The 26,662-nt window shown below is 48.9% G+C and carries 22 protein-coding genes and 2 tRNA genes; 20 read left to right on the top strand and 4 right to left on the bottom strand.

Translation table 11 applies throughout. From position 1 onward, the window contains the following. Positions 1-7 precede the first annotated feature (7 nt). Positions 8-895 carry a transcriptional activator NhaR gene (gene nhaR / locus AC51G0_RS15790; protein ID WP_496299668.1) on the top strand — a complete coding sequence of 296 codons (888 nt, stop codon included), beginning with the start codon at positions 8-10 and terminating at the stop codon, positions 893-895. Positions 896-1,002: 107 nt separating this feature from the next. After that, the gene (locus tag AC51G0_RS15785; protein WP_496299667.1) at positions 1,003-1,308 is read left to right on the top strand and encodes an ArsR/SmtB family transcription factor; all 306 of its coding nucleotides are present in this window, start codon (positions 1,003-1,005) and stop codon (positions 1,306-1,308) included. A gap of 68 nt (positions 1,309-1,376) precedes the next feature. On the opposite strand, the gene rpsT is transcribed toward AC51G0_RS15785, so the two are convergent. Beyond that, positions 1,377-1,637 (bottom strand): 30S ribosomal protein S20, encoded by a 261-nt coding sequence (gene rpsT, locus AC51G0_RS15780; RefSeq protein ID WP_128785288.1) that lies wholly within the window; start codon positions 1,635-1,637, stop codon positions 1,377-1,379. 209 nt (positions 1,638-1,846) lie between these two features. Here rpsT and murJ point away from each other — a divergent pair, with 209 nt between their 5' ends. The 10 genes from murJ (at position 1,847) to AC51G0_RS15730 (ending at position 16,635) form a co-directional block, all read left to right on the top strand. Next, positions 1,847-3,406 carry a murein biosynthesis integral membrane protein MurJ gene (murJ, locus tag AC51G0_RS15775; protein ID WP_496299664.1) on the top strand — a complete coding sequence of 520 codons (1,560 nt, stop codon included), beginning with the start codon at positions 1,847-1,849 and terminating at the stop codon, positions 3,404-3,406. A 119-nt stretch (positions 3,407-3,525) separates the two neighbouring features. Continuing rightward, entirely contained in the window at positions 3,526-4,497 is a 972-nt protein-coding gene (gene ribF / locus AC51G0_RS15770; protein WP_496299663.1) for a bifunctional riboflavin kinase/FAD synthetase, read from the top strand. Then, on the top strand, positions 4,494-7,340 hold the full coding sequence (gene ileS / locus AC51G0_RS15765) for an isoleucine--tRNA ligase (RefSeq protein WP_496299662.1): 2,847 nt from the start codon (positions 4,494-4,496) through the stop codon (positions 7,338-7,340). The genes ribF and ileS overlap by 4 nt, the downstream gene beginning before the upstream one ends. Further along, complete coding sequence (gene lspA / locus AC51G0_RS15760; protein ID WP_496299661.1) at positions 7,340-7,870, top strand: signal peptidase II; 531 nt, start codon at positions 7,340-7,342, stop codon at positions 7,868-7,870. The genes ileS and lspA overlap by 1 nt, the downstream gene beginning before the upstream one ends. 99 nt (positions 7,871-7,969) lie before the next feature. Continuing rightward, positions 7,970-8,404, top strand: a complete 435-nt coding sequence (fkpB, locus tag AC51G0_RS15755; RefSeq protein WP_496299660.1) for an FKBP-type peptidyl-prolyl cis-trans isomerase — start codon at positions 7,970-7,972, stop codon at positions 8,402-8,404. A 12-nt stretch (positions 8,405-8,416) separates the two neighbouring features. Further along, positions 8,417-9,358 (top strand): 4-hydroxy-3-methylbut-2-enyl diphosphate reductase, encoded by a 942-nt coding sequence (ispH, locus tag AC51G0_RS15750; RefSeq protein WP_496299658.1) that lies wholly within the window; start codon positions 8,417-8,419, stop codon positions 9,356-9,358. A 128-nt stretch (positions 9,359-9,486) separates the two neighbouring features. Next, on the top strand, positions 9,487-10,296 hold the full coding sequence (dapB, locus tag AC51G0_RS15745; RefSeq protein WP_496299657.1) for a 4-hydroxy-tetrahydrodipicolinate reductase: 810 nt from the start codon (positions 9,487-9,489) through the stop codon (positions 10,294-10,296). 567 nt (positions 10,297-10,863) lie between these two features. Then, positions 10,864-12,003, top strand: a complete 1,140-nt coding sequence (carA, locus tag AC51G0_RS15740) for a glutamine-hydrolyzing carbamoyl-phosphate synthase small subunit (protein ID WP_496299656.1) — start codon at positions 10,864-10,866, stop codon at positions 12,001-12,003. Positions 12,004-12,020: 17 nt separating this feature from the next. Beyond that, positions 12,021-15,245 (top strand): carbamoyl-phosphate synthase large subunit, encoded by a 3,225-nt coding sequence (carB, locus tag AC51G0_RS15735; RefSeq protein ID WP_496299655.1) that lies wholly within the window; start codon positions 12,021-12,023, stop codon positions 15,243-15,245. A gap of 535 nt (positions 15,246-15,780) precedes the next feature. Beyond that, positions 15,781-16,635 carry a magnesium transporter gene (locus tag AC51G0_RS15730; RefSeq protein WP_496299654.1) on the top strand — a complete coding sequence of 285 codons (855 nt, stop codon included), beginning with the start codon at positions 15,781-15,783 and terminating at the stop codon, positions 16,633-16,635. Positions 16,636-16,806: 171 nt separating this feature from the next. Here the strand turns inward: AC51G0_RS15730 and dacB are convergent, their stop codons facing one another. Beyond that, positions 16,807-18,216, bottom strand: a complete 1,410-nt coding sequence (dacB, locus tag AC51G0_RS15725) for a serine-type D-Ala-D-Ala carboxypeptidase (protein WP_496299653.1) — start codon at positions 18,214-18,216, stop codon at positions 16,807-16,809. A gap of 106 nt (positions 18,217-18,322) precedes the next feature. Further along, entirely contained in the window at positions 18,323-19,324 is a 1,002-nt protein-coding gene (locus AC51G0_RS15720; RefSeq protein WP_496299652.1) for a porin, read from the bottom strand. A 484-nt stretch (positions 19,325-19,808) separates the two neighbouring features. Between AC51G0_RS15720 and greA the strand changes: the two genes are divergently transcribed. Beyond that, on the top strand, positions 19,809-20,282 hold the full coding sequence (greA, locus tag AC51G0_RS15715; RefSeq protein ID WP_496299651.1) for a transcription elongation factor GreA: 474 nt from the start codon (positions 19,809-19,811) through the stop codon (positions 20,280-20,282). A gap of 107 nt (positions 20,283-20,389) precedes the next feature. On the opposite strand, the gene yhbY is transcribed toward greA, so the two are convergent. Beyond that, positions 20,390-20,686: a ribosome assembly RNA-binding protein YhbY gene (gene yhbY / locus AC51G0_RS15710; protein ID WP_299018866.1), complete on the bottom strand. Its 297-nt coding sequence runs from the start codon at positions 20,684-20,686 to the stop codon at positions 20,390-20,392. Positions 20,687-20,826: 140 nt separating this feature from the next. Here yhbY and rlmE point away from each other — a divergent pair, with 140 nt between their 5' ends. The 7 genes from rlmE to AC51G0_RS15675 all read left to right on the top strand — a co-directional run bounded on the left by rlmE (position 20,827) and on the right by AC51G0_RS15675 (position 26,545). Next, a complete protein-coding gene (rlmE, locus tag AC51G0_RS15705; protein ID WP_496299650.1) occupies positions 20,827-21,456 on the top strand; it encodes a 23S rRNA (uridine(2552)-2'-O)-methyltransferase RlmE in 630 nt (209 codons plus the stop codon). A gap of 49 nt (positions 21,457-21,505) precedes the next feature. Beyond that, complete coding sequence (ftsH, locus tag AC51G0_RS15700; RefSeq protein ID WP_496301975.1) at positions 21,506-23,458, top strand: ATP-dependent zinc metalloprotease FtsH; 1,953 nt, start codon at positions 21,506-21,508, stop codon at positions 23,456-23,458. A gap of 78 nt (positions 23,459-23,536) precedes the next feature. After that, complete coding sequence (gene folP, locus AC51G0_RS15695) at positions 23,537-24,373, top strand: dihydropteroate synthase (protein WP_496299649.1); 837 nt, start codon at positions 23,537-23,539, stop codon at positions 24,371-24,373. 71 nt (positions 24,374-24,444) lie between these two features. Further along, a complete protein-coding gene (gene glmM / locus AC51G0_RS15690) occupies positions 24,445-25,782 on the top strand; it encodes a phosphoglucosamine mutase (RefSeq protein WP_496299647.1) in 1,338 nt (445 codons plus the stop codon). Between the two features lie 201 nt (positions 25,783-25,983). Continuing rightward, entirely contained in the window at positions 25,984-26,316 is a 333-nt protein-coding gene (gene secG, locus AC51G0_RS15685; RefSeq protein ID WP_496299645.1) for a preprotein translocase subunit SecG, read from the top strand. Between the two features lie 11 nt (positions 26,317-26,327). Then, positions 26,328-26,412 (top strand) — tRNA-Leu (locus AC51G0_RS15680). 56 nt (positions 26,413-26,468) lie between these two features. Further along, positions 26,469-26,545, top strand: a tRNA-Met gene (locus AC51G0_RS15675). The last annotated feature ends 117 nt before the right edge of the window (positions 26,546-26,662 follow it).

Raw genomic sequence — 26,662 nt, 5'->3', positions numbered from 1 at the left:
AAACAGGATGTCTCATCTAAATTACAACCACCTCTATTATTTCTGGATGGTTTGCAAACAAGGCTCTGTTACCAAAGCGGCAGATGCGTTGTTTCTTGCTCCCCAAACGGTAACGGGCCAGATCCGGGCATTGGAAGAGCGGCTGAAAGGCAAGTTGACCAAACGGGTCGGGCGCAATATTGAGCCAACCGAGTTGGGGCAATTGGTATTTAAATATGCTGACAAGATGTTTGACCTGAGTTATGAGATGCTAGATATCATTAACTATACCCAACGGGAAAATCAGCTGCTTGAGGTCGGGGTTGCGGATGCGCTATCGAAGCGGCTGGTCAGCAAGGTGCTGCTGGAGGGGGTACCAGAAGATGAGCGGATCCACTTGCGCTGCTATGAGTCTACCCATGAGATGTTGCTCGAGCAGCTGTCTCAGCACAAACTGGATATGATCCTCTCCGACTGCCCGGTTGACTCAACACAAAGCCCGGGGCTGTATAGTAAAAAGCTAGGCGAATCGACCATGAGCTTCTTTTGTTCTGCCTCGGACAAAGTAGTGAATTTCCCCGCTTGTATTGAAGATTACAAATTGCTGGTACCGGGCCGTCGTACGGCAATGGGGCGCAAGTTGCACCATTGGTTTGATCAGCAGGGGATCACCCCGAACATTCTTGGCGAGTTTGACGATGCGGCCTTGATGAAAGCGTTTGGTTCTTATCATGAGTCAATGTTTGTTGCGCCTTCTATCTATGCAGTTGAAATCGAAGAGTCCAATACGATCCGTGAAGTGAAGCGGGTGAAGGAAATTAAGGAAGAGTATTACGTGATTTTTGCCGAGCGGATGATTATGCACCCGGCGGTAAAGAAGATCTGCGAGGCGGATTTTGGGAAGTTGTTTAAATAGTGTTGCGCTTTTTTGGCTTTCAACACGAAAATTCAACACGGATGGCTAGAAAACCCTGATTAAATTAAGTACATTAGCATTAACTTAAATTTATAAATGGTGGAAGTATGGAACTGCAGCAAATGGAGCAAAATGCCCCCAAGGCCGTAGCATTACTGAAAGCCATGGCGAATGAACGACGTTTATTTATTCTGTGCTATTTGCTCGAAGGGGAAATGTCGGTTGGGATGATGAGCGAAAAGCTGGGTTTGAGTCAGTCTGCATTATCTCAGCATTTGGCATGGCTAAGGCGTGACGGGCTGGTAGATACCAGAAAAGTCGCTCAAACGGTTTACTACCGTTTAAAGAGCGAAGAAGTCCGGGCCATGATTCAGCTGCTTCATAAAATGTACTGTGGGGCAGAGGAAGCATAACCTTCATTTTTCAGGCATAAAAAAACCGGCGAAAGCCGGTTTTTTTAATGCTAAATCGCAACTCTCAATTAAAGAGCTTTGATTTTCGCAGCTAGACGTGCTTTATGACGTGCAGCCTTGTTTTTGTGGATCAGGCCTTTAGTAGCCATACGATCCATAACAGGTTGCATTTCAGCGAACGCCTGAGAAGCAGCTTCTTTATTGCCAGCTTCGATAGCAGTAATAACTTTTTTGAAGAAAGTGCGCATCATTGAACGACGGCTAGCATTGTGCTGGCGACGTTTCTCAGAAGTGATAGCACGTTTCTTAGCAGATTTGATATTTGCCAAGGGTGTAACTCCCAAATTCTTGGTACGGTGACAATTTAAGGCCGAGGACTATGCCTGCAAAACCAAAGATTGTCAAATGATTTGTGCAAATAACCGCCTAACCAACAGAGTTGGCACTTGCGGATTAACACGGTTAATATGGCGGCAGATTTTACCAGCTTTTCGCCCTGTAAGTCACCTTTCTGGGCTATCTTTATGAGGTTTTTTTTGTGAGTAAGCGTCTTTTGCGCTCTGGACTGATAGTCAGCACTATGACTTTGGTCTCTCGGGTGCTGGGTTTGGTGCGAGATGTGGTGGTGGCTAACCTAATGGGAGCGGGGGCAGCGGCCGATGTTTTCTTCTTTGCCAACAAAATTCCTAATTTTTTACGCCGGCTTTTTGCCGAGGGAGCTTTCTCCCAGGCGTTTGTACCGGTGCTGACCGAATGCCATGCCTCAGAAGATATAGATAAGACCCGTCAGCTGATTGCACGGGCGTCCGGTACGCTGGGGGTTCTCGTGTCTATTGTCACCCTGTTTGGTGTACTCGGTTCCGGGGTGGTGACCGCGCTGTTCGGTGCGGGCTGGTTTATCGACTGGTTAAATGATGGGCCGTCGGCTCCGAAATTTGAACTGGCTAGCCTGCTGCTGAAAATTACCTTTCCTTATTTATGGTTCATCACGTTTGTTGCGCTGTCGGGGGCGATCCTCAATACGCTGGGTAAATTTGCGGTGTCTTCGTTTACCCCGGTGTTTCTCAATGTGGCGATTATTGGCTGTGCCTGGTTTGTCGCTCCACACTTAGAGCAACCGGAAATCGGCCTGGCTATCGGGGTCTTTATCGGCGGCTTGATCCAGTTTTTGTTCCAGATACCGTTCCTATATAAAGAGGGAATGTTGGTAAAACCGCAATGGGGTTGGAACGATCCTGGAGTGACAAAAATCCGCACCTTGATGATCCCTGCATTGTTTGGGGTGTCAGTCAGCCAGATCAACTTGTTGTTTGATACCTTTATCGCGAGCTTTTTGATGACCGGCTCGATCAGCTGGCTGTACTACTCGGACCGCTTGCTGGAGTTTCCGCTTGGCCTGTTCGGTATTGCGATTGCGACGGTCATTTTGCCGGCCTTGTCGCGCAAGCATGTTGAGCAAAGCAATGAGCATTTTGCCCACACCATGGACTGGGGGGTACGGATGGTGCTGCTGCTGGGTATTCCGGCCATGTTGGGGCTAATGGTACTGGCCAAGCCGATGCTAATGGTACTGTTTATGCGTGGTGAATTCTCGCCAGCGGATGTCGAGCAAGCTTCGCTGTCATTGCTGGCCTATGCATCCGGCTTACTTAACTTTATGCTAATCAAGGTACTGGCACCGGGTTATTACGCCCGTCAGGATACCAAAACCCCAGTGCGTTATGGCATTATCGCTATGCTGACCAATATGGTGTTTAACGCCATATTTGCTTACTTATATGGCTATATCGGCCTGGCAATGGCTACAGCACTGTCTGCGTTGGTCAATGCCGCCTTGCTCTACCGTGGCCTGCACCGCGCAGAGGTTTACAAGGTATCAAAGACAACCCTGCTGTTTGTGCTGCGCCTGGCGTTGGCTGGAGCGGTGATGGTTGCGGCCTTACTATGGCTGCTCCCGGCCATGGGTCAGTGGCTGGCCTGGTCACTGAGCTACCGGATACTGTGGCTGGCTGGGTTGATTGCTGTCGGGGCGGTGGCTTATCTGATGACTGTGCTGGTGCTGGGTATTCGCCTGCACCATCTTAAAGTCGAGGGTTAAGTTGTTCTGGGTCCTGATAAATGAGATTGCATAGTCAGAATCAGATTCAGATTGGTATGATGGGCTCAGAGTAGTATATAATCCGTCAGTTTTTCACTCTGCGAAAATTAAAGCGGCGCATGGAATTAATCCGGGGTATACATAATATCAAGCCAGAGCATCACGGTAGCGTGTTGACGATTGGTAATTTTGATGGTGTTCACTTAGGTCATCAGGCGGTGTTGCGTCAGGTGCTGGCGAAAGCGCGGGCACTCGGGTGGCCGGCAACGGTGATGAGCTTTGAGCCACAGCCTATGGAATTATTCGCGGGTGACAAGGCGCCAGCAAGGCTGACTCGCTTTCGCGATAAGTACTTGCAGCTGAAGCAAGTAGGCGTTGAACGTTTGCTTTGTGTCAATTTTAATACCCATTTTGCCCATATGTCGGCGCAAGACTTTGTTCGCCGCTTGTTGGTAGAGCAATTGGGTGTTAAGTTTCTGGTTGTCGGTGATGATTTTCGCTTCGGCAAAGGCCGTAGCGGGGATTTTGCTATGCTGGTAGCAGCCGGAAAAGAGTTTGGTTTTACGGTTGTCAGTACTCAGAGCTTTTGTGTGTTAGAGCAGCGAGTCAGCAGTACGGCAATTCGTCAGGCCTTGGCAAGCGATGACTTGCAGCAGGCTGAGTCCATGCTCGGTCGCCCGTATAGTATTAGCGGGCGGGTATCCCATGGTCGTAAACTCGGCCGCACAATCGGTTTTCCGACCGCGAATGTACCTCTGAAGCGCCGTGTATCACCGGTGTCCGGTGTCTATGCGGTAGAGGTATTCGGTGTCGATGGTACTCCTATACCGGGAGTTGCCAATGTTGGTCATCGGCCAACGGTAAATGGTGTACGGCAACAACTTGAAGTACACCTGTTTGATTTTAAGTCTGATCTCTACGGACGTCAGATTGAAGTTGTGCTGCACCATAAGCTGCGTGACGAAATTAAATTTGAATCATTTGATGCGCTCAAAGCGCAAATAGAGCGTGATGCTCAAACAGCACGGGTGTGGCTGTCTGAGCGTAATAATGTCCCACTTCGCCCAAGTAACGGAATCGAGAATCAATGAGCGACTATAAAGATACCCTGAACCTGCCTGAAACAGGGTTTCCGATGCGAGGCAATCTAGCTAACCGTGAGCCTGCAATGCTTAAGCGTTGGTATGATGAAGATCTTTACGGTGAGATCCGTAAAGCCAAGAAGGGTAAAAAATCCTTTGTATTACACGATGGCCCTCCCTATGCCAACGGTGATATTCACATTGGTCACGCACTAAACAAGATTCTTAAAGACATTATTATTAAGTCAAAGACTCTTTCTGGCTTTGATGCACCTTATATTCCTGGCTGGGACTGCCACGGCCTGCCAATCGAACTGATGGTAGAGAAGAAAGTCGGCAAACCGGGTCACAAAGTGACGGCGGCTGAATTTCGTGAGAAGTGCCGCACCTATGCGGCTGGCCAGGTAGAAGGTCAGAAAGAAAGCTTCATCCGCCTGGGTGTACTAGGTGAGTGGGATAAGCCGTACCGCACAATGGATTTTGCAACAGAAGCGAACATCATTCGCTCTCTGGGTAAAATTGCGGATCAAGGCCACCTACTGAAAGGTTTCAAGCCTGTTCACTGGTGTACTGACTGTGGATCGGCACTGGCAGAAGCAGAAGTTGAATACAAAGATAAAGTATCGCCATCTATCGATGTGAAATTCAAAGCCATCGACGAAGCGGCTGTGATTGCTAAGTTTGGTTGTGCAGAAGGCCATGAAGGCCAGGGTGATGTTTCGATTGTTATCTGGACCACAACACCTTGGACACTGCCAGCAAACCGCGCAGTAGCTATCCGTGACGATCTGGAATATGTCCTGATCCAAACTGAAGGCGGCTCTGAAAGCGAACTGCCTCCTCAGCGCCTGATTGTGGCTGCCGAGCTAGCCAAAGAGGTGATGGATCGTGCGGGTATCGAGCATTTCCACAACCTTGGTTTCTGTAAAGGTGCCGAGTTGGAGCTGATGCGCTTTAACCACCCGTTCTATAGCTTTGATGTACCCGCAATTCTGGGCGATCACGTAACCACTGAATCAGGTACTGGCTGTGTTCACACAGCACCGGGCCATGGTCAGGAAGACTTCGTTGTTGGTCAAAAGTACGGCCTTGAAGTGGCTAACCCTGTCGGCAGTAATGGTGTTTACCTGCCGGATACAGAGCTGTTTGCAGGCCAGCACGTATTTAAAGCCAATGATGCTGTAGTTGAAACGCTGAAAGAGCACGGTGCACTTCTGCATCACCATGCTTATGAGCACAGCTACCCGCATTGCTGGCGTCACAAAACGCCGATCATCTTCCGTGCGACACCGCAGTGGTTCGTATCGATGGATCAGGCGGGGCTACGTGCAAAAGCACTAGAAGAAATTAAAAAAGTACAGTGGATGCCGGAGTGGGGGCAGAGCCGTATCGAAGGTATGGTTGAAGGTCGCCCTGAGTGGTGTATTTCGCGCCAGCGTACCTGGGGTGTGCCAATTGCACTGTTCGTTCATAAAGAAACTCAAGATCTTCACCCGAACTCACCAGCGCTGATTGAACAAGTCGCGAAACTGGTTGAAGAAAAAGGTATTCAGGCTTGGTGGGATCTGGATCCTGCTGAACTGATGGGTGAAGAAGATGCGGCAAACTACGAGAAGGTACTCGATACCCTGGACGTATGGTTCGACTCCGGTGTGACTCACTTCTCTGTCGTAGACAGCCGCGAAGAATATAACGGTAATGCAGCTGATCTTTACCTAGAAGGTTCGGATCAGCACCGTGGTTGGTTCCAGTCTTCACTGATCTCATCGGTAGCGATGAAAGGCAAAGCGCCTTACAACCAAGTACTGACCCACGGCTTCGTGGTTGATGGCCAGGGCCGTAAGATGTCTAAATCGGTCGGTAACGTTGTTGCGCCGAAAGATGTCACCAATAAACTGGGTGCTGATATCCTGCGTTTGTGGGTTGCCTCAACGGACTACACCGGTGAAGTTGCGGTTTCTGATGAAATCCTGAAGCGTTCTGCCGATGCTTACCGTCGTATCCGTAATACAGCTCGTTTCTTCTTGGCTAACCTAAGTGGCTTCAACCCGGAAACAGATCTTGTTGCACCGGAAGAGATGGTTGCACTTGACCGCTGGGCAGTGGGTCGTGCAATGGCGGCACAGGAAGAAATCATCAAGGCGTATGACGAGTACAACCTGCATACTGTTACTCAGCGCCTGATGCAATTCTGTTCTATTGAGATGGGTTCATTCTATCTTGATGTGATCAAAGACCGTCAGTACACCGCGAAGAGTGGTGGCCATGCACAGCGTAGCTGTCAGACGGCGCTGTACTACATCGTTGAAGCACTGGTTCGCTGGATGGCTCCGATTATGTCGTTCACTGCGGATGAAATCTGGAATGAAATGCCAGGCCAGCGTGATAAGTTTGTATTCACTGGCGACTGGTTCGATGGCCTGTTTGGCCTTGCTGAAGGTGAAGAGCTAAGCAACGAGTTCTGGGCTGAAATCCAGCAAGTACGTGGTGCCGTGAACAAATTGCTTGAAGGTGCACGTAAAGATAAAGTGATCGGCGGTGCGCTGCAGGCTGAAATCACTCTGCATGCCAATGAAGCACTGGCTGCGAAGCTGAACAAGCTGGAAGACGAACTGCGTTTTGTTCTGTTAACCTCTAAAGCAGAAGTTGTGGTTGCCGACAGCAAGCCGGAAGGCGCTCAGGACACTGATGTTGAAGGCCTGTTTGTTACCGTTAATGCGTCTGAAGCCGCGAAGTGTGACCGTTGTTGGCACCATGTTGCTGATGTCGGCACAATCGAAGGCCATGAAGAAGTCTGTGGCCGTTGTGTTAGCAACATCGACGGCGAAGGCGAAGAGCGTAAGTTTGCCTAATGACCAAGTTATCGCCTAAACAAGGGCTATCGCTGAAACAATCGGGAGTACGCTGGCTATGGCTGGCGGCTCTGGTGTTCATCATTGATATTGGTAGTAAGTTATTGGTGATGAACACCATGGAATACGGTTGGCCTAACCGTATTGAACTGCTGCCATTTTTTAATTTGCTTTATGTCCATAACTACGGTGCGGCATTCAGCTTTTTGAGTGATGCAGGAGGTTGGCAGCGCTGGTTATTTACGGCGATTGCGTTGGGTGTCTGTGGCCTGCTGGTGTACTGGATGCGTCGAGCGCCAGCATCACACAAGCTGGCCAATAGCGCCTATGCCTTGATCATTGGTGGTGCACTCGGCAATTTATTTGACCGTCTGTTTCATGGCTTCGTGGTCGATTTTCTCGATTTTTATGTCGGTACTTATCATTGGCCGGCATTTAATATCGCAGATACCGCTATTTGTATCGGTGCTGGATTGATTATTTTGGAAGGTTTTATTACCGACAAGAAGAAACAACCAGTTAACCGCTAAAAGCGGTGACATGTTATAACCCTGAGCGCTGTCCGTTGATACGGGCGGCGCTTTGTTGTTAAATGGGTGCAATAAATACAACATTCAAAAGGACCCTACATGTCGGTAATTACGGAAAACAGTGAAGTTCTGATGCACTTTGCCATTAAGCTGGAAGATGGCTCGGTAGCAGATTCAACCCAGGCAATGGGAAAGCCGGCAAAATTTCGGATGGGCGACGGTAGCCTGACGGATAACTTTGAAAAATGCCTATTGGGATTAGCGGCAGGCGAGCAGAGCAGTTTTGTACTGGAGCCTGAAGATGCCTTTGGCAACTCTAACCCTGATAACATTCACCATGTTGATTTGACCAAGTTTGGCGCAGATGCACCAGCTGAAGTGGGAACCATCATTGCCTTTGCTGGCCCTGATGGAAATGATATCCCAGGAATTATTACTGAAGTTGTCGGTGACTCGGTGACTGTTGACTTCAATCACCCTCTAGCGGGACAACGCGTCACTTTTGATGTCGACGTTGTGACCATAGAAAACTAAGAGCTGTTAGCAATGAAAATCTTACTAGCCAATCCTCGCGGCTTTTGTGCCGGCGTTGACCGTGCCATCAGTATTGTTGAGCGTGCACTGGAGATGTATCAACCGCCCATTTATGTCCGCCATGAAGTGGTTCATAACCGCTTTGTCGTCGAGGGACTCAAGCAGCGTGGTGCTATTTTTGTCGAAGAGCTGCACGAAGTGCCTGATGACAATATTGTGATTTTCTCTGCTCACGGTGTGTCGCAGGCGGTGCGCAATGAAGCGAAAGCCCGCCAGCTGACGGTATTTGATGCGACCTGCCCATTGGTTACCAAGGTGCATATGGAAGTGGCTCGCGCAAGCCGCCGCAATATGGAAGTGGTGTTGATCGGCCATGCTGGCCACCCTGAAGTGGAAGGAACCATGGGGCAGTATGCCAGCGAAGCGGGCGGCATGTATCTGGTTGAGAAGCCGGAAGATGTCGACAAGCTAGAGGTCAAAGACCCGACAAACCTGCACTATGTCAGCCAGACTACCTTGTCGGTTGATGAGACAGCCGATGTGATCGATAAATTGCGTGAGGTATTCCCGGATATTCAGGGGCCACGCAAAGATGATATTTGCTACGCGACGCAGAACCGTCAAGATGCCGTACGTGAAATGGCGCAGGCGGTTGACGTGATGATTGTGGTGGGCTCGAAGAACTCCTCGAACTCAAACCGTTTGCGTGAGCTGGCAGAAAAGCTGGGTACCCCAGGATTTTTGACCGATTGCCCGGAAGACGTACAGCCAGTCTGGCTTGAAGGAAAAAACAACGTAGGGGTTACTGCGGGGGCATCAGCTCCGGAAGAGTTGGTTAATCAGATCATTGCCCGTATTCAGCAACTGAGCGGCGCAGAGGTTGAAGAGCTGACAGGCCGTGAAGAAAATATGTTCTTCGAAGTGCCTCGCGAACTACAAGTGAAAAATGTGTAAGTAGCTGACGTTTAATTGCACCGAAATTGAAGCCTCAGCGAATGCTGGGGCTTTTTTTATATTCACCAAAAGGCTACATTGAAGCAATACCAATCCAACAAGATACAGAACCAGGGAGAAATAGCGCAATGGTAAGAATTGCGATTGCTGGCGCAGCAGGACGTATGGGCCGTCAGCTGCTTAAAGCGACACACCTTTCAGAGCAGGCATCACTTGGCGCTGCCACAGAACGAAGCGGTTCGACATTAGTCGGTGCCGATGCCGGTGAGTTGGCTGGCGTGGGCGTCCTGTCTGTCACAATAGTTGATGATTTAGTGGCAGCGAAAGATGATTTTGATGTACTGATTGATTTTACCGCGCCGGTTGCCACCCTGGCGAACATTGCATTCTGCCAGCAGCACGGTAAGAAAATTGTCATCGGGACAACGGGCTTTAGTGATGAAGAGCGCGTGTTAATTGACAAAGCAGCAGAGCAAATTCCGGTTGTTATGGCACCAAACTACAGTGTAGGGGTCAATCTGGTATTTAAACTGCTGGAGAAAGCGGCCAAGGTGATGGGTGATTACTGCGACATCGAGGTGATTGAAGCGCACCACCGTCATAAGGTTGATGCCCCGTCGGGAACGGCGATTGGGATGGGTGAAGCAATTGCGGGGGCAATGGGTAACAAACTCAGTGATGTTGCCGTTTATGCCCGGGAAGGGATCACCGGGGAGCGCAGCCGTGATGAAATCGGTTTTGCAACGATCCGCGCTGGTGACATTGTCGGTGAGCATACCGCAATGTTTGCTGATATTGGCGAGCGGGTGGAAATCACTCATAAAGCAACTGACCGGATGACTTTTGCCAATGGTGCGGTACGTGCGGCAGCCTGGCTGAATGATAAGACGCCAGGTTTTTATACCATGCATGATGTACTTGGGCTGGATGAATTATAACTAGCCAGCCAGTCTTGCGGCCTGCCCGTTTGGCTGCCTTCTCAGATTTAGCATGTGCTAGCTCCTGAGAAGGCGGCTTTATATGCACTTTGTTTTCATAAGTGCATAAACAGTGACTTCTACTTTCGATTTTATCTCTGTTTTTTCATTACTTACATTTTCTTTCCTGATACCTGTCTTTACTGTTGATTTTGTGTGCTTGAGCCTTTTGTGGTGCTGTCACCTTTAAAATTACACCTTTTGTTTGGTGTTTTTCGTTTTTTTGTTTCAGTTTGTTGCTATCGCTTGGGGGTGTGATTAGGCAAACGATAAAATGAGATCGGGTGTCATTTGTAGTTTATGAAAAGTAGGGAAAGCTTGTTCTTTTTGCGCTTTTGCTGTGTTTGTGGTGTAAGATGGATAAAAGGCGAATTTATTTTTGCTGATTTCTTGACAGTATACGCTGTGATCTCTAGACTGCGCGGAATTTGTCAAAATTCAGCTTGACTCGCTTTTTGACTTTGTATGGAATGGGTAATTGCAAGTTTATCTGTTTTAATTGCATTATTATTTTTTTTGGAGGTTGTCTTGAGCAAATCTGCGCTGTTAGTCCTTGAAGATGGGACAGTGTTCCGCGGCGTGTCCATTGGGGCAGATGGTTCGGCCGTTGGTGAAGTTGTTTTTAACACCTCGATGACGGGGTATCAGGAAATTCTCACTGACCCCTCTTATTCACAACAGATTGTGACTCTTACCTATCCCCATATTGGCAACACCGGAACGAATTCCGAAGACGAAGAATCCTCCTCAATCCACGCGCAAGGCCTGGTAATTCGTGATCTTCCCCTGCTAGCTTCAAACTTCCGTAATGAACTTTCCCTTTCTGACTACCTTAAATCACAAAACATTGTCGGTATCGCCGACATTGATACGCGTAAGCTAACGCGTATTTTGCGTGAAAAAGGGGCGCAGAATGGCTGCATCATGGCGGGTGACAACCTGGATGAAGCATTGGCGTTGGCAAAAGCCAAAGAATTCCCGGGCCTGAAAGGCATGGATCTGGCGAAAGAAGTGACAACGGCAGAAACCTACCAGTGGAAGCAAGGTTCATGGACACTGGAAAATGGTTTGCCTGAAGCGAAAGATGATAGCGAGCTGCCATACCATGTCGTCGCTTATGACTTCGGTGCTAAACGCAATATCCTGCGTATGCTGGTTGACCGTGGCTGTCGCTTGACGGTTGTTCCTGCCCAGACGTCGGCTGAAGACGTATTGGCGCTGAACCCGGATGGTGTTTTCCTGTCGAATGGCCCTGGTGACCCAGAACCATGTACTTACGCCATTGAAGCGACAAAAGCATTCCTAGACAAAGGCCTACCAATCTTTGGTATCTGCCTTGGTCACCAGATCCTTGCACTAGCAAGTGGCGCTCAAACAGTAAAAATGAAGTTTGGTCACCACGGCGCTAACCACCCGGTTAAAGATATTGACCGCGATGTAGTGATGATCACCAGCCAGAACCACGGTTTTGCCGCTGATGAAGCCACACTGCCTGACAATCTACGTGCAACGCACAAATCCCTGTTTGATGGCTCACTTCAAGGTATCCATCGTACCGACAAGCCTGCATTCAGTTTCCAGGGCCACCCAGAAGCGAGCCCGGGTCCACATGATGCAGCACCACTATTTGATCACTTTATCGAATTAATCAAGAAGCACAGCGCCTAAGCCGGGAGTAGTAAGAAATGCCAAAACGTACTGACATTAAAAGTGTTCTGATTCTAGGTGCTGGCCCGATTGTTATCGGTCAGGCGTGTGAGTTTGACTATTCGGGTGCGCAAGCCTGTAAAGCCCTGCGCGAAGAAGGTTACCGAGTTATTCTAGTCAACTCTAACCCGGCAACAATCATGACTGACCCTGATATGGCGGATGCGACTTACATCGAGCCAATCCACTGGGAAGTTGTACGTAAGATCATTGAAAAAGAACGTCCAGATGCAGTATTGCCGACGATGGGCGGTCAGACAGCACTAAACTGTGCATTGGATCTTGAAAAGCACGGCGTGCTGAAAGAGTTCAATGTCGAAATGATTGGTGCAACGGCGGATGCGATTGATAAAGCGGAAGACCGTTCACGCTTTGATAAAGCAATGAAATCTATCGGTCTTGAATGTCCGCGTGCCGATACCGCGAAAACCATGGAAGAGGCTCATAAGGTTCTCGATATGGTTGGCTTCCCTTGTATCATTCGCCCATCTTTCACGATGGGGGGGACTGGTGGCGGTATCGCCTATAACAAAGAAGAATTTGAAGAAATCTGCTCTCGCGGCCTTGATCTGTCGCCAACCAATGAGCTGCTTATCGATGAGTCGCTAATCGGTTGGAAAGAGTATGAGATGGAGGTGGTTCGTGACAAGAACGACAACTGTATTATCGTGTGTGCGATTGAAAACTTCGATGCCATGGGTGTCCATACCGGTGACTCAATCACGGTTGCACCAGCTCAAACACTGACAGACAAAGAATACCAGTTGATGCGTAATGCATCGCTAGCGGTACTGCGTGAAATTGGCGTAGAAACCGGTGGCTCAAACGTTCAGTTTGGTATCAACCCGAAAGATGGCCGTATGGTTATCATCGAGATGAACCCGCGTGTCTCACGCTCTTCTGCGCTCGCATCAAAAGCAACGGGTTTCCCGATTGCTAAAATTGCAGCAAAACTAGCGATTGGTTTCACTCTCGATGAGCTGATGAATGACATCACGGGTGGCGCAACACCCGCATCGTTCGAGCCAACCATCGACTACGTTGTGACTAAGATCCCTCGCTTTAACTTCGAAAAATTTGCCGGTGCCAACGACCGTCTAACTACCCAGATGAAGTCTGTGGGTGAAGTAATGGCGATTGGTCGTAACCAGCAGGAATCATTACACAAAGCACTACGTGGCCTAGAAGTCGGCGCAACAGGTTTTGATGAAATGGTTGATTTGGATGCGCCAGATGCCTTGACGCAAATTCGCCATGAGCTGAAGGAGCCGGGTGCAGAGCGTATCTGGTATATCGCCGATGCATTCCGTGCCGGTATGTCTGTCGATGGCGTATTCAACCTAACCAATGTTGACCGTTGGTTCCTGGTTCAGATTGAAGATATCGTTAAGACTGAGCAGCAAGTTAAAGACAATGGTTTTGCTGGCCTTCACGCAGCAGAGCTGCGTCAACTGAAGCGCAAAGGCTTCTCTGATGAGCGTCTGGCGAAACTGCTGGGTGTAGCACAGAGCGAAATCCGCAAACTACGTGACCAGCATGATATTCATCCGGTATATAAGCGTGTGGATACTTGTGCGGCGGAGTTTTCTTCAGATACGGCTTACATGTACTCATCGTATGATGAAGAGTGTGAGGCTAACCCTACCGAAAAAGACAAGATCATGATCTTGGGCGGCGGTCCAAACCGTATCGGCCAGGGTATCGAATTCGATTACTGCTGTGTTCACGCCTCGCTAGCGTTACGTGAAGACGGGTACGAGACCATCATGGTTAACTGTAACCCTGAGACGGTTTCTACCGATTATGACACATCAGACCGTTTGTACTTCGAACCTGTGACATTGGAAGATGTACTGGCGATTGCCCGTGTTGAGAAGCCGAAAGGTGTCATCGTACAGTACGGTGGTCAAACGCCACTGAAACTCGCACGTGCCCTAGAAGCGGCAGGTGTGCCAATTATTGGTACTAGCCCTGATGCCATTGACCGCGCAGAAGACCGTGAGCGATTCCAAGCCGCCGTTGAGCGTCTAGACCTATTGCAACCTGAAAATGCCACCGTGACGACGATGGAACAGGCCGTTGAGAAGTCGAAAGAAATTGGTTTCCCACTGGTTGTTCGTCCGTCTTATGTATTGGGTGGCCGTGCGATGGAAATCGTATACGATGAAAGCGATCTGCGTCGTTACTTTAACGAAGCGGTAAGTGTGTCTAACGAATCACCAGTGTTGCTTGACCGTTTCCTTGACGACGCGGTTGAAGTTGACGTCGATGCGATTTGTGATGGTGAGCGTGTGGTAATCGGCGGTATTATGGAGCACATCGAGCAAGCGGGTGTTCACTCTGGTGACTCAGCATGTTCACTGCCTGCTTATACGCTAAGTAAAGAAATCCAAGATGTGATGCGTCAACAAGTTGAGAAACTAGCGTTTGAGCTAGGTGTTCGCGGCTTGATGAATACCCAGTTCGCAGTTAAGGATAACGAAGTTTACCTGATTGAGGTGAACCCACGTGCCGCGCGTACAGTTCCGTTCGTATCGAAAGCAACGGGTGCACCACTGGCGAAAATTGCTGCTCGAGTCATGGCGGGGCAATCTCTAGAGTCTCAGGGCTTTACCAAAGAGATCATTCCACCTTATTACTCCGTCAAAGAAGTGGTTCTGCCATTTAACAAGTTCCCGGGTGTTGACCCATTATTGGGGCCTGAAATGCGCTCTACCGGTGAGGTAATGGGTGTCGGTGATACTTTCGCAGAAGCATTTGCTAAAGCGGAGCTTGGTTGCGGTAAAGAGAAGCAGGCGAAAGGCCGTGCACTGCTGTCAGTTCGCGGAAACGACAAGCAGCGTGTGGTTGATCTGGCTTCTAAGCTGGTAAAACAAGGCTACGAGCTGGATGCTACCCACGGTACAGCGGTTGTGCTGGGTGAAGCAGGCATCAACCCTCGCTTGGTGAACAAGGTACACGAAGGCCGTCCTCATATTCTTGACCGTATCAAGAACAATGAGTACTCCTATATCGTAAATACCGCCGAAGGCCGTCAGGCAATTGAAGACTCGAAGGTGCTTCGTCGCGGCGCTCTGGCTGAGAAAGTGAATTACACCACAACACTGAATGCGGCCTTTGCAACGTGCATGGCATGGACAGCAGATGACCGTAACAAGGTGACGTCAGTTCAAGAGCTACATGCGCGTTTAAACAACGCTTAATTGTCGGTATTCGATAGCATCAAACAGCCCGCTTAGTGCGGGCTGTTTTGTTTTTATCAAGAAAAATCCATCAGTAATACTTTGTGTTAAATTAGCTGCGTTTACCGCTTGAACTGGAAACTGAATTGCGTACAATTGGCTGCGTCGCATAAGCGATAAATTTTTTTGGAGACTTAAATGAACGATACCGACCATCCCCCGAGTATTAAGGTGGAAAATCAAACCCGCTAGCGGTGTCGGTCTCCTGTAGTTCCGATCCCGCCCAGGGTTCGGAATAGTATGTCTATTGTATCTTCTCTTCTTTGATACCTCTTTTTTGACAAACCATTCCCCGGTTTTCTTGCCTAATTCTCAATATAGAATGTCGCTAATTTAGCAGTGAATGACAGGCTTTTAGCTGTCGGCATATACGTACTATTTTGTAGTCATGCGTCGGTAGTTTCTAGCACGTTCTCTCTGGTGTATAGCCCCATTCAGGTGGTCGTTACCCATGCTTCGTCCCTGCGGACGGGCATAGCCAATCGGGAGATTCGCCATGGCGGTAATGAACTTTGCAGCTCAGGCTGTAACTGCAACAGAAAATCTGGCTCAGAACGATGTTCTGGCTGTACGCAATGCATTTCTAAAATACGGTATTGACGAGCAGGCTAAACTGCTGGCAAAAATGCCTATTTCTGAAGCCATTGCGGTATTACATGAATGTCCGCTTCGTCATGTCCAGACCTTGCTAGATCTGTTGGATGAGATGGATGAACAAGTCCGTATGCGTCACTTGGCCAATGGACTTGGGTTGATTTGCTCAGAGGCAGAGCCTGCCGGACACTACCTGAAAAACAGTGTATTTAGCCATGTCCGCGAACGTATTGGCTGGATCGTCGGATTAGCACTGCTAGGCATTGTCTCGGGACTGATCATTTCCCATTATGAAGACACCCTGAGCCAGCTGGTATTGCTGGCGATCTATATGCCAGTTATTGCCGCGGCAGGGGGCAATACCGGTTCCCAGGCGGCCACCCTGGTGGTGCGGGCACTGGCCATGGAAGAGATACGGTGCCGTGACTGGGCTGCCGTATTGTGGAAAGAGTTTCGGGTGGCGATTGTGATTGCAGTGGTATTGGCCGCGGTGATTGTCGGCAGGGTGATGATGTTTAGTGACAGCACAGCCTTGCCAATTGGCATGAACTTGCATGATATCGCCCTGGCGATCGGGATGGCAATTTCCTTGCAGGTGGTACTCTCTACGACGGTTGGCGGTGTGTTACCGATGATTGCCCGCGCCTGCCGGCTTGATCCGGCCGTATTGGTGAGTCCGGTGCTGGCATCGGTAGTCGATATTACCGGGATGATGATTTACTTCACCACGGTGAATTGGATGTTGGGATTAGCTTAAAATAAGGGACGAGATCCTGGTTCCTTGTTCCTAGAAAAAGCGAGAAGAGCGGCCCTGTGGTCCTATGGAAGAGCGGAGTACTTGAGTATTCCGCTTTTTACATCAGCCTATAGAGCCATAGTACCCGTAACAAGTGCCGAATTGGATCCTCTTGCTACTCGTTTCTCGCCTCTAGAAACCCTCGTACAACGCCCGATACAGTGCCCGCTCAAACCGTATGATCGGTGGGTCGACTTTCGGCGCATCCTCGGCAGGCTCTTGCGGGTGGTAGTTGGTTACAAACTGAACAAACAGCAGCTCTTGGCCTGATTTTGCCTTGATGACACCGGCAAGGTTATAGGTTCCAAACAGCGAGCCGCTCTTGGCCACAATGTTGCCTTGCAGAGGCTGGTGGCGGATGCTCTGGCGATAGCGCAGGGTGCCGCTTTGCCCGCTAATAGGTAGTGTGGTCAGCAAGTTTAGCTGTTTGTCATGCTGGTAGAGGTAAGTAACTACTTCCATCATTTGACTAGCTGTCAGGCGGTTGTTGCGCGATAGCCCGGAACCGTCGACTAATACTGCTTTACTTAAATCAATGCCCGCTTTCTCACTTAAGATAGCTTTGATAGCCGCCACCCCGTTGTTGAAGGTGCCCGGCTGGTTGAAATAGCGCTGGCCCATGGTCTTTGTCAGGTTGTCTGCAATCAGGTTGTCCGACTCTTTGACCATGGTATCAAGCAGCTCGTTCAGTGGCTTGGAAGTATGGCGGGCAATACGTTTGCCGCTGGCCTTGTCGTCTCGCACGATCTCGCCGTCAAAGCGGATCCCGGCTCGCCTTAGCTCATTGCGAATAACCGCGGCTGTATAGTCAACGGTATCTTGCACAGCGAAGTTCAAAGGCAGGGGCTGTTTTCGCTGCTGTAAGCACCCGCTTATCCGGTAGTTGTTGCCTGGGGCCGCGTTCAGTGTCAGATCGCAGTAACGGGCTTTTTGTTGCTCCTTACTGACAATGAGGGCATCGCTAGTGACGGAAATCGGCTGGTGGGCTGGCACATTGGCTCGGGTAGTTTGGCCCAGGGCTTTATTGCTATACAGCGCGCCCTGTACGCAGTTGTGCTCCAGTGAAATGCTGCTTGATGGCGCACTGTAGCAGACACCGAGAATATCCCAAGGCCAGCCCGGTGCGCGCTCGTAGCCGCTAAATACTGAACCGTTAAGGATAATATTGCCCTTAATGGTGGCGCGTTTATGTTTTTTTAGTTGTGCAAGCAGGGTAGCCAGCTGCTGGCGAGATAGGGTCGGGTCGCCGCTAAAACGGATAATGATATCTTGCTGGTCAACTTCTAGGTCGGTAGTAAAGTGAAAGCCATCGCCGAGGTAGAGCTTGGCAGCCAGCGCCGTGATCAGTTTCTGGGTGCTGGCGGGGGCCTGGAGCTGGTTTTCGCGTTGGGAATAAAGCACATTGCCCGTTGCCGGATTGATAACAACCAGGGCAGCATCGTGACCGCTGGGTAATTGGCCGATAGCTGGCTGGGGGGAAAAGCTGGCAAGTGCTGGCTGGCTAAGCAGTAGGCCAAGCAATATGGGAAGAGCACGGAACATCAAGTAAAAGACCATAAGAAAGTAGTGAAAGTATCTTATAGCAAAAAGGCGCTGACCCGAAGATCTGCGCCTTTATTAGCATGTAACGCTAGTAATCCAACCAGGATTAGAAGTCGTAACGTGCACCTAGAACGAACTCGTCAGAAGCAGCCGCTGAGCCTACGTCTTTCTTGTCCAGGTTGTTGAACTTGTAAGATGCGTAAGTACGGAAGTTCTTGTTGAAGTAGTGAGTTGCGTCAACAGCGATAGAGTCGCGCAGATCTACGTTGTTGTCTGAGTCTTCTAGGTAGTTGTATGTCGCGATGAATACAGTTTTGCCCATGGTGTAAGCAGCTGCTAATTCGTAGCCCTGAGATTCTTCGATATTTGCACCGTGTACTTCAGTGTTTTCTGCATCCTGGTATAGACCTGCAAGGTAGAAGTCACCGAAGGTGTAAGAGATAGCACCGAATGCCTGCTTACCTGTTTCAGTGTTTAGAGCAGCTTGACCGTCTTGCTCGCCGTAACCTGCGCCGAATGCTAGGCCCATGTCCATTGCGTACATTGCTGCCACAGAGTAACCGTCAACATCGTAAGTATTGCCAGCATCGTTTTCGTTTTCGCCAGTGAACACGTAGTTAGCTTTAACGGTCAGGTTATTGCCGTCCAGGTCGAAAGAGCCAACGTAAGCAAGGTTGTTGCTTGTACGGTCTGCAGCAGCTAGCTTGTTACCTGCTTCGTTACCGTGGAAAGACATGATATCAGTGAAATCTGTTAGCATGCCCAGAGAGCCGTCAGTTTTACCGTAACGAACCTGGCCGAACTCACCGCCGATACCAGCGTTTAGGTGACGGTTGTTGACTTCGTTACCGTCTGTATATTCGCCTTCCCAGAAACCGATACCGTAGATGTCTTCAGTGATATCTGTTTTACCAGCGATGTTTACACGTACACGAGTTGCATCACTAACTTTGCTGTCGCCAGCGTCGTTATCTGCCATCACCATACGAGCTTCAAAACGACCACCTACTGCTAGGCTAGAAGCTTCGTCAGAGTAAACTTCTGCAGCGGTTGCTGCGCCAGAGATGGATGCTGCTGCTACTGCCAAAGCAATCAGTTTCTTGTTCATTGTCGAATCCTTTTGGAATTATTTTGTTGTATGCATGAGAGTGCTAAATGCATGGTGTTCTTTTTACTGGTATTTGGACGTCAATCGTTAGTAAAAAAAACTGAAAAATACTTTCTGGGAATACTTTTTGGTGTTTTTTGGTTATTAATATTGATGCCTTTCAGGTGGTTACGTTCAGGATGGAAAGTTCGTGGCAGAAGTGAACTTTTAGTTGTCTTTAGAAGTTGATTGAGATTTTTATGTGGTACTTATTTTGTAATATTGGTTATATTTGTGACCAATTACACATTAATATTCATTATGTTCCTGTAGTAAGAAAAGTCTTAAATAGCTTGAGATAGTATCCAGGGTGATCTCTTGCTCATCTTTGTTTAAAATGAATTCTGTTCCCTATTAACGATGTTGGTTCAGCGATAGTGCTGGGCTAGCTTTTTTTTGCTCAAAAAAGTGCTAGGCACTGAAAGGGCTTTGAGGTAAGTAAGTTATGGATAAGGTTCCAATGACAGTGCGCGGCGAGAAACTGCTGCGCGATGAACTGGAAACGTTAATGAAGCGTCGCCCTATTATCTCTCAGGCGATTGGTGAAGCACGTGAGCTGGGTGATCTGAAGGAAAACGCAGAGTACCATGCCGCACGTGAAGAGCAGGGGATCTGTGAAGCGCAGATCCGTGATATTGAGTACAAGCTCTCTGTGGCTCAGGTGATCGACGTGACCAAGATGGAAAACACCGGTAAGGTGATTTTTGGTGTGACGGTGACGCTGATTGACGTTGATACCGAAGATGAAGTTCAGTACCAGATTGTTGGTGATGATGAGGCTGATATTAAGGCTGGCCGAATTTCTGTCAACTCACCGATTGCACGCGGCCTGATCGGCAAAATGCAGGAGGATGAAGTGGTCATTACCACTCCTGGTGGTCAAAAAGAATTCGAAATTGCGGAAGTTGAATACCTTTAACTGGCAGTAGAAGCGGTTTTATTGTTAGTGAATGTAACGGCTGGCAGCAAATAGTGGCGTTCCATGCCATTATCCCGGTGTAAAAAAGGCCGCGTCGGCGGCCTTTTTTATTTGCGAGGAAGCTCGATTTTGCGCTCTTCGCTTGGGCGGTAAAGCACTAGCGTCTTACCGATAACCTGTACTTTTTCAGCTTTAGTTTCGCGAATAATAGCATCCACGATCAAAACTTTAGTTTCACGCTCTTCGGCAGCGACCTTAACTTTGATAAGTTCATGGTGGTCAAGCGCGAGTTCGATTTCGGCCAGAACCGCTTCAGTCAGACCGTTTGCACCCATAAGGACAACAGGTTTTAGGTTGTGAGCAAGGCCTTTTAGGTATTGCTTCTGTTTGGTGCTTAGATTCATGATGACTCTATTTTTTGATAACAAGGGTTGAAAACGGGGTATTCTAACGCCATCTAGTCTAGAAGACTAATTTGTTTAGTATACGTCACTGCAAAGTGGTCGAGTATACTTTATAAGTACGCTAACTCATTAGGTAAATCATGAGTCGAAAAAAACAATCGGGTAGCTCCGGACGTTGGCTGAAAGAACATTTTGATGATAAATATGTTCAGGAAGCCCAGAAGAAAGGCTACCGTTCTCGCGCTATCTTTAAAATAGAAGAGATTCAAAATAAGGATAAGTTGCTAAAACCCGGGATGACTGTTGTTGACCTGGGGGCGGCACCGGGAGGCTGGTCGCAGTATGCCGCTGAAGTGGTAGGTGACGATGGACAGGTTATTGCCTGTGACATCTTGTCTATGGATTCCTTGCCGGGAGTGAGCTTCTTGCAGGGTGACTTCCGTGAGGAGGCTGTGTTAGATGCACTGCTTGAACGTATTCAGCCAGATATGGTTGATGTGGTTCTTTCAGATATGGCACCTAACATGAGTGGCAACCAGGCGGCAGATCAACCTAGAGCAATGTATCTTGTTGAACTAGCATTAGATATGTGTAGGCAAGTACTTGCGCCGAATGGCAGCTTTGCGGTAAAAGTTTTCCAAGGTGAAGGCTTTGACCAGTACCTGGCTGACGTACGTAGCATGTTCAAAGTGGTCAAAATTCGTAAACCGGATTCATCACGAGATCGCTCTCGTGAGGTCTATATTGTAGCTACAGGTTACAAACTGTAGTACCCTAAATTCATCTTTAAGTTATCGCGAGGTTAACACCTTGAGTGACATGGCAAAAAACTTGATTTTGTGGTTGGTCATCGCTGTGGTTCTGATGTCTGTATTTCAGAGTTTCGGGCCCGGTGATAGTGCTGGCCGTCAAGTCGACTATACAACCTTTGTCCGTGAAATCGGTCAGGATCAGATAAGGGAAGCGCGATTCAATGATCGTGAAATCACCGTATACAAACGTGATAACACGCGATACGTCACTTATCTGCCTGTCTACAACGACCAAAAGTTATTAGACGACCTCATTAACGCTAATGTGAAGGTGATGGGTACACCTCCTGAAGAGCCAAGCCTGCTGGCTTCAATCTTCATTTCATGGTTCCCAATGCTGCTTCTTATTGGTGTTTGGATTTTCTTCATGCGCCAGATGCAGGGCGGCGGTGGCAAAGGTGCCATGTCGTTCGGTAAATCTAAAGCCCGCATGATGAGTGAAGATCAGATCAAAACGACTTTTAGCGACGTTGCAGGTTGTGACGAAGCGAAAGAAGACGTGAAGGAGCTGGTGGATTACCTGCGTGATCCGAGCCGCTTCCAGAAGTTGGGTGGTAAGATCCCAACGGGTGTCTTGATGGTTGGTCCTCCTGGTACCGGTAAGACCTTGCTGGCAAAAGCGATTGCCGGTGAAGCGAAAGTACCGTTCTTCACGATTTCTGGTTCTGACTTCGTAGAAATGTTCGTTGGTGTGGGTGCATCCCGTGTCCGTGACATGTTCGAGCAGGCGAAGAAAGCTGCGCCTTGTATCATCTTCATTGATGAAATCGATGCCGTCGGCCGTCAGCGTGGTGCTGGTGTGGGTGGTGGTCACGATGAACGTGAACAGACCTTGAACCAGATGCTGGTTGAAATGGATGGTTTCGAAGGCAATGAAGGTATTATCGTTATTGCTGCAACGAACCGCCCGGATGTACTGGACCCAGCGTTGCTTCGACCTGGTCGATTCGACCGTCAGGTGGTTGTTGGCCTTCCGGATGTTCGCGGCCGTGAACAGATCCTGAAAGTCCACATGCGTAAAGTGCCGCTAGATGGTGACGTGAAACCGTCATTGATCGCCCGTGGTACACCAGGCTTCTCAGGTGCTGACCTGGCTAACCTGGTTAACGAAGCTGCCTTGTTTGCTGCGCGTGGTAACAAGCGCGTGGTATCTATGGTGGAATTCGAGCTGGCGAAAGACAAAATCATGATGGGTGCCGAGCGCAAGTCCATGGTGATGACGGATGAGCAGAAAGAGTCTACGGCATACCATGAAGCAGGCCACGCCATTATTGGTCGCCTGGTTCCTGATCATGATCCGGTCTACAAGGTCTCTATTATTCCTCGTGGCCGCGCATTGGGTGTGACAATGTACTTGCCTGAGCAAGACCGTGTCAGCCATTCGCGTGAATTCCTGGAATCAATGATTTCTAGCCTTTACGGTGGCCGTTTGGCAGAAGAGCTTATCTACGGCGTAGAGAAAGTATCAACAGGGGCATCGAATGATATCGAACGTGCGACTGATATTGCACGCAAGATGGTGACCCAGTGGGGCTTCTCTGACAAGCTAGGTCCGCTGCTGTACGCTGAAGACGAAGGTGAAGTATTCCTTGGCCGATCTGTAACACAGACTAAACATATGTCTGACGAAACAGCCCGTGCCATTGATACTGAAGTTCGAGCGTTGGTTGATCGTAACTACGAGCGAGCGCGTGAAATTCTGAGTCAGAATATGGATATCATGCATGCGATGAAAGATGCATTGATGAAGTATGAGACAATCGATGCAGGCCAGATCGACGATCTGATGGCCCGTAAAGCTGAAATCCGTGCACCGAAAGGCTGGACTGACGAAGGCGATACGTTAAAGGCCTCTGATGCTGAGAAAGAGACTGAAGCTCCGGCTGAAGAAAAGCCAGCGTCTGACAATGCAGAAGCACCGAAGACTGAAAATAAAGAAGACGATAAGCCACAAGCGTAATCGTTGTTCTTGAAAATAAAACCCCGAGCTGTCTCGGGGTTTTTTTTATGCAGTGGTTGGTAATAAATGGACACCGCAATGATTCTGACCAGTAAAGATAAAACGCTCGATCTTTCTTACTCCCATGTGATGGGGATCCTCAATGTTACCCCGGACTCGTTTTCTGACGGGGGGAAATTCAACCGCCTTGATAATGCGCTCTATCATGTTGAGGCGATGCTGGCGGCTGGAACAAGTATTATTGATATTGGTGGCGAGTCGACTCGTCCGGGTGCGGCCGATGTCCTGCTCGCCGATGAGCTTGAGCGAGTCGTACCGGTGATTGAAGCGATTCGCCAGCGGTTTGATTGCTGGATCTCCATCGATACCAGCAAAGCCCAGGTAATGACCGAGGCCGTTGGCGCCGGGGCAGATTTAATTAATGATGTCCGGGCGCTGCAAGATCCCGGGGCATTAGAGGCCGCGGCGCAGGCCGGGGTGCCGATTTGTTTAATGCATATGCAAGGTCAACCGCGTACAATGCAGGCCCAGCCAAAATATGAAGATGTGATCACCGATATCAGTGACTTTTTGGCAGAGCGAATAACGGCCTGCGAGCAGGCAGGTATTCGTCGTGAGCAGTTATTGCTGGATCCCGGTTATGGTTTCGGCAAATCCCTGGAACATAACTACCAGCTGCTCGCACATTTGGATAAATTTCATCAATTTGGTTTACCTCTGCTGGTAGGCATGTCACGTAAATCAATGATATTTAAGTTACTTGATAAAAAACCTGCCGAATGTTTGGCTGGAAGCCTGGCATGTGCGGCGATTGCCGCTATGAAGGGCGCTCAGATTATTCGTGTTCATGATGCACAAGAAACCGTAGATGTCTTAAAAGTGTGTCGAATGACGTTATCCCAAACGAAGCAATAACCAAAAGTTTTCGGTGATTGCTTTGCTTGGGATACAGCAGAAAAAGAATTATTAATTGCTAGGAGCTGAAAATGGCTGAACGTAAGTTCTTTGGTACCGATGGTATTCGCGGTTTGGTTGGGCAAGCGCCAATCACCCCTGATTTTGTGCTGAAACTGGGCTGGGCGGCTGGTCGCGTACTGTCTAAGCAGGGCACAAAAAAAGTGATCATTGGTAAAGATACCCGAATTTCTGGCTATATGCTGGAGTCAGCTCTGGAAGCTGGCTTGGCGGCGGCTGGCCTGCAGGCTGCATTCACAGGCCCAATGCCCACGCCTGCTGTTGCATACCTGACTCGGACTTTCCGCGCTGAAGCCGGTATTGTAATTTCAGCTTCGCATAATCCGTATTACGATAACGGAATTAAGTTCTTCTCCTCAGAAGGTACCAAGTTACCGGATGAGATTGAACTGGCCATTGAAGAAGAGATGAATAAGCCGCTGACTTGCGTCGAATCCGCTATGTTGGGCAAGGCGCACCGTATCGGTGATGCGGCAGGTCGTTATATTGAGTTCTGCAAAGGTACATTCCCATCTGAATTGAGCCTGGCAGACTATAAGATCGTGGTTGACTGTGCTCACGGCGCAACCTACCACATTGCCCCTAATGTGTTTAATGAGCTAGGCGCAAACGTGATCACTATGGGGTGCGAGCCAAACGGTACCAACATCAATGACAAAGTGGGGGCGACAGACGTTGCAGCACTGCAGGCCAAGGTACTAGAAGAAAAAGCAGATTTTGGTATTGCTCTTGATGGTGACGGCGACCGTGTGATCATGGTAGATGAAGAAGGTAATAAGATTGATGGTGACCAGATTGCTTATATCATAGCCCGTGATGCCCTTCGCCGCGGCGAGCTGAAAGGTGGAGTTGTCGGTACCCTGATGACTAACCTGGGTATGGAAGTGGCATTAAAGAACCTGGGGATTCCATTTGTCCGTGCCAAAGTTGGCGACCGCTACGTGATGGAAGAGCTGAAAAAGCACAACTGGCTGATTGGTGCCGAGAACTCCGGCCATGTAATTATGCTCGATAAAGTCACGACAGGCGACGGTATTGTGGCTGGCCTGCAGGTGATGGCATCGATTGTTGGTAGCAAGATGTCACTGAAAGAACTTTCTGATGGCATGATCATGTTCCCACAGGTACTGGAGAATGTGCGTTTCTCGGGTGATTCTAATCCGCTGGAATCAGATGCGGTATTGTCTGCACAGGCTGCCGTTGAAGCTAAACTGGGTGATAGTGGCCGTGTACTTTTACGTAAATCGGGTACCGAACCTTTGATCCGCGTAATGGTTGAAGGTGAAGATGCTGATTTAGTTAAAGAATCTGCTTTGGCTATTGCTCAGGCAGTTAAAGATAACTGCTGATTGGATACGCCAGAAAAGGTGTTTTTATAGTCGGCTTTGTTTAAAACTTGGTCAAGTAATTCACTGTTATAGCTTTTTGGTGAAATTTTACTTGTCACAGGTTTAGGGTTTCGCTAGTATTCACTCGCTCCTTAATTGAAGGGGGCGCGCTGGCACTGCTTCAGCAAAGCCGGCACAACAATTTAACCATAGGTGGAACCCATGTACGAAATTCTACTTGTGATTTATCTGTTGGCTGCGCTTGGTGTTATTGGCCTGGTTTTGGTTCAACAAGGTAAAGGCGCAGATATGGGAGCTTCATTTGGAGCTGGCGCATCAGGAACCCTGTTCGGCGCAAGCGGCTCTGGAAACTTCCTGACCCGAATGACTGCAGTTTGTGCAACTGTTTTCTTTGCAATCAGTCTTGTTCTTGGCAACATTAGTGCTAAGCAAGCGAAGGAAACCAGTGGCTGGGATGAGCTAAGCGCTCCAGTGACTGAGCAAGTTGTAGAAAAAACTGAGAGTGCACCCGTTAACAGTGACATTCCTCAGTAATTAAAGATTTAGCCGAGATGGTGAAATTGGTAGACACGCTAGCATGAGGTGCTAGTGCCGCAAGGTGTAGGGGTTCAAGTCCCCTTCTCGGCACCATTATTCGTTACTTGAAAGAGTAACATCTGAGCGATATAATTGGCTCAGATTACGGACGCGGGGTGGAGCAGCTTGGTAGCTCGTCGGGCTCATAACCCGAAGGTCGTTGGTTCAAATCCAGCCCCCGCAACCACTTTCCGAAAAAGCGACTATTCTATTAAGGAAGTTTGTTTTTTCTGTCATAGCCAAGCGCTGTGGCAATCAGGGTCCAGTGATAAAAAACCCCGTAATTCGGGGTTTTTTATTATCT

Source organism: Photobacterium sp. HL06 (assembly GCF_059552575.1).
Note: the sequence above shows the minus strand (reverse complement) of the source record. Positions and strands in the feature narration are given on the sequence as shown.